Consider the following 3,679-nt stretch of genomic DNA (forward strand, 5'->3'; position numbering starts at 1 on the left):
GCTCACGGGTGCGCGCGACGCCGGTGCTCCGGGAGCCGCGCCGCAGGCGGGCGACCCCGGAGCCGCGTCCGGCGGGCCTGTCAGGAGGCCCGCCGGGTGGGGAGGACGGGTCAGTCCTTGATCTCGCAGATGGCCGCGCCGGACGTCACCGACGCACCCACCTCCGCGGCCAGGCCCTTGACCGTGCCCGAGCGGTGCGCGTTGATGGGCTGCTCCATCTTCATGGCCTCCAGGACGACGACCAGGTCGCCCTCCTTGACCTCCTGGCCCTCTTCCACCGCGATCTTGACGATCGTGCCCTGCATGGGAGAGGCGAGGGTGTCGCCCGAAGCCGCCGGCCCGGACTTCTTCGCCGCCCGGCGCTTCGGCTTGGCGCCCGCCGCCAGACCCGTACGGGCCAGGGACATCCCCAGCGACGCCGGCAGCGAGACCTCCAGCCGCTTCCCGCCGACCTCGACGACCACCGTCTCGCGGCCCGCGTCCTCCTCGGCCTCCGCGTCCACACTGGCGGCGAACGGCTTGATGTCGTTGACGAACTCCGTCTCGATCCACCGGGTGTGCACCGTGAACGGGTCGGCGGAGCCCGTGAGCTCGGGAGCGAACGCCGGGTCCCTCACCACCGCGCGGTGGAACGGGATCGCCGTGGCCATGCCCTCGACCTGGAACTCCTCCAGCGCACGGGCGGCCCGCTCCAGCGCCTCCTTGCGCGTACGGCCGGTGACGATCAGCTTGGCCAGCAGCGAGTCCCACGCCGGTCCGATGACCGAGCCGGACTCGACACCCGCGTCCAGCCGGACGCCCGGCCCCGACGGCGGGGCGAACAGCGTGACCGTGCCGGGGGCGGGCAGGAAGCCCCGGCCCGGGTCCTCGCCGTTGATGCGGAACTCGAAGGAGTGCCCGCGCAGCGCGGGGTCGTCGTACCCCAGCTCCTCGCCGTCCGCGATACGGAACATCTCCCGCACCAGGTCGATACCGGCGACCTCCTCGGTCACCGGGTGCTCCACCTGCAGACGCGTGTTGACCTCGAGGAACGAGATCGTCCCGTCGACACCGACCAGGAACTCCACGGTGCCCGCACCGACGTAACCGGCCTCCTTGAGGATGGCCTTCGACGCCGAGTACAGCTCGGCGACCTGGGCGTCCGACAGGAACGGCGCCGGAGCCTCCTCGACCAGCTTCTGGTGCCTGCGCTGGAGGGAGCAGTCACGCGTGGAGACCACGACCACGTTGCCGTGACGGTCCGCCAGGCACTGCGTCTCCACGTGCCGCGGCTTGTCCAGGTAACGCTCGACGAAGCACTCGCCCCGCCCGAACGCGGCGACCGCCTCGCGGACGGCCGAGTCGTACAGCTCCGGGACCTCCTCGAGGGTGCGGGCGACCTTCAGCCCGCGCCCGCCACCACCGAAGGCCGCCTTGATGGCGATCGGCAGCCCGTGCTGCTCGGCGAAGGCGACGACCTCGTCCGCGCCGCTCACCGGATCGGGTGTACCGGCGACCAGCGGAGCACCGGCGCGCTGGGCGATGTGCCGGGCGGCGACCTTGTCACCGAGGTCGCGGATGGCCTGCGGCGGCGGGCCGATCCAGGTCAGACCCGCGTCGAGCACCGCCTGGGCGAACTCGGCGTTCTCGGAGAGGAAGCCGTACCCGGGGTGGATGGCGTCCGCACCCGACTCCCGCGCGGCCTTCAGCACCTTGTCCATGTCGAGGTAGCTGGTGGCCGGAGTGTCACCGCCCAGGGCGAACGCCTCATCCGCGGCGCGGACATGCAGAGCGTCCCGGTCCGGGTCGGCATAGACGGCAACGCTCGCGATTCCGGCATCCCGGCAGGCCCGGGCAACGCGGACAGCGATTTCGCCACGGTTGGCGATGAGCACCTTGCGCACGATTGAGGCTCCCTCCTTGAAACAAGCCGAGTTTAGGGACTGCCGACACGGCACTACGACCCGTCCCCAGTGGTGAGCTTGCCCACACGGAGCGTGATGCGCGGCTTGCTCGACCCGTGAAATCCCTTGTCGCACCTAGGTGCGCGGGACTCCTCCCGGAAACCCTAGCGGCCCTGTGTGGTCAAGGTCTCTGTGAGAGCGTGCTGCGGCCCACTCCGTTTCTTTGTGGAGTCCCTACGAATGGCCCAATGATTCTTTGCCTCTCGCGGAACCCTTGTACCGAGGTTTACCCGTTAGTAGCCTTCGCGTCGGCCCGAACATACTCGGGGTAACCACAGTCGTGCTCGAAAGTGGGTGGGGACCGGTGGTGCGCAGACCGGTGGCGGGGGTCGTGGCGCTCGTGCTGTTCGCGGAGGCGCTCGGCATCGCGGCGGTGAACTGGTTCCTGGGCGTCGTCGTGGACCGGCAGGACATGTCGCTGGCGGGCCTCGACCCGCACATGATGTCGGTGTCCTCGAAGATCGGCGGGATCGTCTTCGGGCTCTACTTCGCTCTGTGCGGGCTGGTGGCCCTGCTCGTGGCCCTGCGCGACCGGGCGCCGGCCGGCTTCGGCCGGATGCTGCTGATCAGCGCCGCGGTCGTGCACGGCCTGCTGGGCGCGTTCGCGTGGGGGCTGGTCGGCTGGACCGCGTTCGTGCTCATGGTGGCCGTACTCGGGCTGATCGTGCTGCTCCTGATGACGTACGACGGCCGTGCGGGTGAGGCGCCGGCCGGCGCCGCCTCCGGGGGCGGCACCGGCGGTACGGACGGTAGCGGTGGTGCCGGTGGTGCGGACGGTGCCGGTGGTGCCGGTGGTGCCGGTGGTGCGGACGGTACCGGTGGTACCGAAAGCGCCGGGGGCTCCCCTGTCACTCCTCCGGCGGCGCCCACAGTTCCGTGATGCCGACGCCCAGCTGGGCCAGCAGACGGCGTACCAGGGGCAGGCTGATGCCGATCACGTTGCCGTGGTCGCCGTCGATGCCGTCGATGAACGGTGCCGAGCGGCCGTCCAGGGTGAACGCCCCGGCGACGTGCAGCGGCTCGCCGGAGGCGACGTAGGCGGCGATCTCCTCGTCCGTGGGCTCACCGAAGCGGACGACGGTGGAGGCGGTGGCCGAGGTGTACCGGCCGCTGAGGGTGTCGTAGACGCAGTGGCCGGTCTGGAGGGTGCCCGCGCGGCCCCGCATGGCCTTCCACCGGGCGGTGGCCTCCCCGGCGTCCGCCGGCTTGCCGAGGGCCTGGCCGTCCAGGTCCAGCACCGAGTCGCAGCCGATCACCAGCGCGCCCTTGACCTCGGGCTTCGCGGCGACGACGGAGGCCTTGGCCTCGGCCAGGGCGAGCGCCAGTTCGGCGGGGGTGGGGGCGGTGACGGCGTCCTCGTCCACCCCGCTGACGATCACCTCGGGGGCCAGTCCGGCCTGGCGGAGCAGTCCGAGCCGGGCGGGGGAGAGGGAGGCGAGCACGAGTCGCCTGCGGCGCTGAGCAGTCATGCCCTCAGGTTAGTCACCCGGCCCGGACCGCATCACCTCACGCCGATCACGAGCATGGCCAGCACCATGGCCATGGCCAGGAGAACGCTCAGCCGCCGCAGCATGCTCTGCATGTCGCGCAGTTCTTCGGGCGGCTCGTTCTCCGGGTCGGACCACAGCATGAGACCAGCGTGCGGTCCCGGCAGGGCGGGGCGCCTGAGTAGGCGTACTCAAATCGGCGCCCCGCCTCGTTCCACCGTGGCTTCCCGTGCGCCGGCGCGCGACGCA

4 protein-coding genes are annotated in these 3,679 nt (G+C 71.3%); 1 reads left to right on the forward strand and 3 read right to left on the reverse strand.

Going from position 1 to position 3,679, the window contains the following annotated elements; translation table 11 throughout:
- Positions 1 to 110 precede the first annotated feature (110 nt).
- A complete protein-coding gene (locus B9S61_RS05235) occupies positions 111 to 1,883 on the reverse strand; it encodes a biotin carboxylase N-terminal domain-containing protein (protein ID WP_103541135.1) in 1,773 nt (590 codons plus the stop codon).
- 364 nt (positions 1,884 to 2,247) lie between these two features.
- On the opposite strand from B9S61_RS05235, the gene B9S61_RS05240 reads away from it, so the two are divergent.
- On the forward strand, positions 2,248 to 2,823 hold the full coding sequence (locus tag B9S61_RS05240) for a hypothetical protein (RefSeq protein WP_103541136.1): 576 nt from the start codon (positions 2,248 to 2,250) through the stop codon (positions 2,821 to 2,823).
- Here the strand turns inward: B9S61_RS05240 and B9S61_RS05245 are convergent.
- Both B9S61_RS05245 and mmpB read right to left on the reverse strand, forming a co-directional pair.
- Complete coding sequence (locus tag B9S61_RS05245; protein ID WP_103541137.1) at positions 2,792 to 3,412, reverse strand: nucleoside triphosphate pyrophosphatase; 621 nt, start codon at positions 3,410 to 3,412, stop codon at positions 2,792 to 2,794. The two genes, B9S61_RS05240 and B9S61_RS05245, sit on opposite strands and share 32 nt — an antisense overlap.
- A gap of 32 nt (positions 3,413 to 3,444) precedes the next feature.
- Positions 3,445 to 3,573: a morphogenic membrane protein MmpB gene (mmpB, locus tag B9S61_RS42095; protein WP_258039556.1), complete on the reverse strand. Its 129-nt coding sequence runs from the start codon at positions 3,571 to 3,573 to the stop codon at positions 3,445 to 3,447.
- Positions 3,574 to 3,679: the final 106 nt, after the last annotated feature.

It is taken from the genome of Streptomyces sp. SM1 (genome assembly GCF_002910825.1).
GTDB classification, from domain to species: Bacteria; Actinomycetota; Actinomycetes; order Streptomycetales; family Streptomycetaceae; genus Streptomyces; species Streptomyces okerensis.